4 protein-coding genes and 1 pseudogene are annotated in these 3,504 nt (G+C 40.2%); 4 read left to right on the top strand and 1 reads right to left on the bottom strand.

The genetic code is table 11. The annotated features are described in order from the left end of the window. Positions 1–303, bottom strand: a 303-nt coding sequence (locus tag AC1DSB_RS16465; RefSeq protein ID WP_477587135.1) for an AzlC family ABC transporter permease, incomplete at its 3' end; no start/stop codon positions are given. Positions 304–379: 76 nt separating this feature from the next. Here AC1DSB_RS16465 and AC1DSB_RS16470 point away from each other — a divergent pair. The 4 genes and pseudogenes from AC1DSB_RS16470 to AC1DSB_RS16485 form a co-directional block, all read left to right on the top strand. Further along, complete coding sequence (locus AC1DSB_RS16470) at positions 380–937, top strand: helix-turn-helix domain-containing protein (protein WP_477587136.1); 558 nt, start codon at positions 380–382, stop codon at positions 935–937. 58 nt (positions 938–995) lie between these two features. Continuing rightward, on the top strand, positions 996–1,634 hold the full coding sequence (locus tag AC1DSB_RS16475; protein WP_342542020.1) for a TVP38/TMEM64 family protein: 639 nt from the start codon (positions 996–998) through the stop codon (positions 1,632–1,634). After that, positions 1,631–2,203: a signal peptidase I gene (gene lepB, locus AC1DSB_RS16480; RefSeq protein WP_016428042.1), complete on the top strand. Its 573-nt coding sequence runs from the start codon at positions 1,631–1,633 to the stop codon at positions 2,201–2,203. The genes AC1DSB_RS16475 and lepB overlap by 4 nt, the downstream gene beginning before the upstream one ends. 96 nt (positions 2,204–2,299) lie before the next feature. Beyond that, a pseudogene (locus AC1DSB_RS16485) lies at positions 2,300–3,504 on the top strand (helicase-exonuclease AddAB subunit AddB); the annotation flags it as partial.

The following is a 3,504-nucleotide window of genomic DNA, read 5'->3' on the forward strand; positions in this document are numbered from 1 at the left end:
CGCATATATGGCTTTTTTCCAACGTGCATCAGGTTGCATCTTTTCATTTAATGAGGCCGTCATAAGAAAGTGTCGGATATTGACAACAAACGTATTAAGAACAATTAAGATAGGGTCTACACCTGTTGATAATAAAGTTAACGATATGTATTGTGCAGCACCAGCAAAAACGAATATACTCATGGCTGTTGCTTCCCACATAGACAACCCGGTTGTTTTTGCTAGTAATCCAAAGGTTAATGCGATAGGAAAGTAGCCAATGGCAATGCTTAACCCAGCTCTTATTCCATTCATAAATGTCATTGGTCGAATTCCTCCCGCTTCAAAGTTTAATATATTATACATCTGTATGGTAAAGTAAACAATAAGAGGTGAAGAGATGGAACAGATGAGACGTAATTTAGGCCTACAATTAAAAATGATTCGACAACAACGCGGGATGAGTTTAGATGATATCGCCAAACTGACGGATGTAAGTAAAGCACAATTGGCGCAAATGGAAAAAGGTGAATCCAATCCTACGGTTTCTACCATTTGGAAAATTGCAGACGGACTTAAAATCAGCTTCTCATCTTTATTGCAACCACCGAGGCTGAATGCAAAAAAAATATCACCTACAGATATTCCTTTTTTAACAGAAGACGAAGGCCGTTACCGTGTAWTTTCCATTATTCCGTATGATCCAAAACGGGGCTGGGAGTTTTATCGGATTGAAATGGATCCTTTATGTTCTTATGAAAGTGCCCCTCACCTGAAAGGTGTCGAGGAATCGCTTACAATAGTAGATGGACAACTGAAAGTCATCCTTGAAAGTGAACAAGTTGATTTACTAAAAGGAGACACACTTGTTTTTTCCGGAAATCAGACACATCGGTATGTGAATAATAGCGAAGAAACGACGGTCATTCATTTAATCATCCATTATCAGTATGTTTGATGTTGGCAGTCGACGGGGAAACTGAAGGATAACTATAATTTTTTTGAGGATGAGGAACATGTTCGATTGGTTAACAACTGAAAATTTATTGGAACTAACAAGGGACTATCGTTCACTGGGACCTCTCATTGGCTTCCTGTTACCATTTTTAGAAGCATTTTTACCGTTTTTACCCCTATTTGTATTCGTTTTTGCAAATGCTAGCGCATATGGTTTATGGATAGGGTTTTTATTATCGTGGGCGGGGACAGTTGTGGGTTCATATTTAGTTTTCTTACTGGTTCGAAAATATGGACGGGCRCGCTTTCTTCGTTTCATGACCAAACACGAGCGTGTTCAAAAATTAATCCATTGGGTTGAGACCCATGGTTTCGCTCCATTATTTTTGCTGTTATGTTTTCCTTTTACCCCGTCAGCATTAGTCAATTTGGTAGCAGGATTGTCTAACATGAAAAAGAATTCTTATTTATGGACATTGTTGGCTGGGAAATTTGTGATGATTTTGACAATCAGCTTCATCGGTTATGATATCAAAGCCCTAATTACACAGCCGATACGGACTGCTATTGTCATTGGCGTTATCATTTTGCTTTGGTTCATCGGAAAACAAATTGAACGTAGATTGAATGCACGGGTGGAAGCTAACTTTTTATTGGTTCAAAAAGAACGACAGGAAGGGAAGGGGCCAACGGTTTGACTTCAATGAAAAAAGAGGCATGGGAATGGTTAAAAGCGATTGTCATCGGAGTAATGATCATTGTCATCATTCGTTCATTTCTTATCACGAATTATGCCGTCTCTGGCCATTCGATGGAGCCTACACTCCACAATTTGGATAAAGTACTAGTGAGTAAAATTTCGTATTCCGTTGGTGATATTGATCGTCTGGATGTTTTGGTTTTTCATTCCGCTGACAATGAAGATTTTGTAAAACGAGTCATTGGAATACCAGGAGATGTCCTCACGTACAAGAACGACAAGCTCTTTATCAACAACCAAAGAGTGGAAGAACCGTATTTGCAGTCATATGATGCCTATCAAAACCCCGACGACCGATTAACAGAGAACTTTACGCTTGAAGGAATCACTGGGGCAGTACGTATTCCCCCTGATTCGTATTTTGTTCTTGGTGATAATCGCAGACAAAGTTTGGACAGTCGTTATTTTCAATTCGTCAACAAAGAAGATATCGTTGGAAAAGTAGTCGCAAGGTACTGGCCACTTGAATCAGCAACAATGAATTTCTCAGGTGAAAATCCCGAATAATTTCCCCCTCTTGCAGTAGTTCGGTACAATAGAGGGAAGGAAAATATTCGGGATTTTGTTTGTTTTTTATACATGATTTAATAGGGGGGCATGGATGTGTCATTACGATTAATTACCGGACGAGCTGGTGTAGGGAAATCTGAATTCATGCGGCATGAAGTAACTGAAAATGCCATGAGTAATCCACTGGGTGCGCCTATATTTTTTGTGGTACCTGACCAAATGTCCTTTTCCACTGAATTTGCACTTTCAGCAATGGATCATTCAAAAGGAATCATCCGTACACAAGTCACTACATTCAAACGACTGGCTTGGCGTGTATTACAGGAAACAGGAGGGATAAGCCGTCAGGAAATCAGTGGATTCGGCTACCGCATGTTAATCCGCCGATTGCTTGAAGAACACAAGGAAGAGTTCTCTCTTTTTAAGCAAGCCGCCAATAAACGAGGATTTACTAACCAGATGGAAATGTTGTTAAAGGAGTTCACCCGATACTGCCTTGACGGTACAACTTTAATTTCTCTTGAGGAATCTCTTAAACAACTGAATGCCCCGCGCACTTTACAAGATAAGTCACATGACTTGACGGTTTTGTTGCGTGCTTTGGAGGAACGGCTTGGAACTGCTTATATTGACAGCGAAGGTTACTATGCTTTGCTGTCCAAGCAAATTGTTCAATCGGAATTAATTGCTGAGGCGGACGTTTATATTGATGGTTTTGTGACGATGACAACCCGGGAATACGAAATTATCGGTGAACTGATTAAACATGCGAAACGCGTCACCATTGCACTGCCTTTGGATGATGAAAGCCTTGATTTGATGGATGAGCAGTCATTATTCCACAGTGCCGCTAAGACTGCAGAACGTTTAAAGGAAGTGGCACGTACTGAATCCATAGCAATTGAACCTTCAATCCATTTAAACGAAAACAAGCGTTTTATGACAAATGAGATTAAACATATTGAAGCGAACTTACATAGTTATCCCGTACCATCCATTGACGATCATAATCATGTACTTGTGGTGGAAGCGGACAGTAGAAGGGCAGAAATTCACGCAGTTGCAAGACGTATCCGAAGTCTTGTTCGTGACGATCAGCTTCGCTATCGTGATGTTGCGATTTTATATCGCCAACCCGAAGTGTACGATGAATTGATTGAAACCACATTTGCTCAATACGATATTCCTGTATTCATCAATCGGAAAAAGGCCATGCTTCATCATCCATTGGTCGAATTCAGTCGTTCTGTTTTTGAAGCAGTTTTAAATGATTTTCAATATGAGCCAATGTTCAGGGC

The sequence above is a fragment of the Paenisporosarcina sp. P4_E4_2 genome (assembly GCF_056401595.1).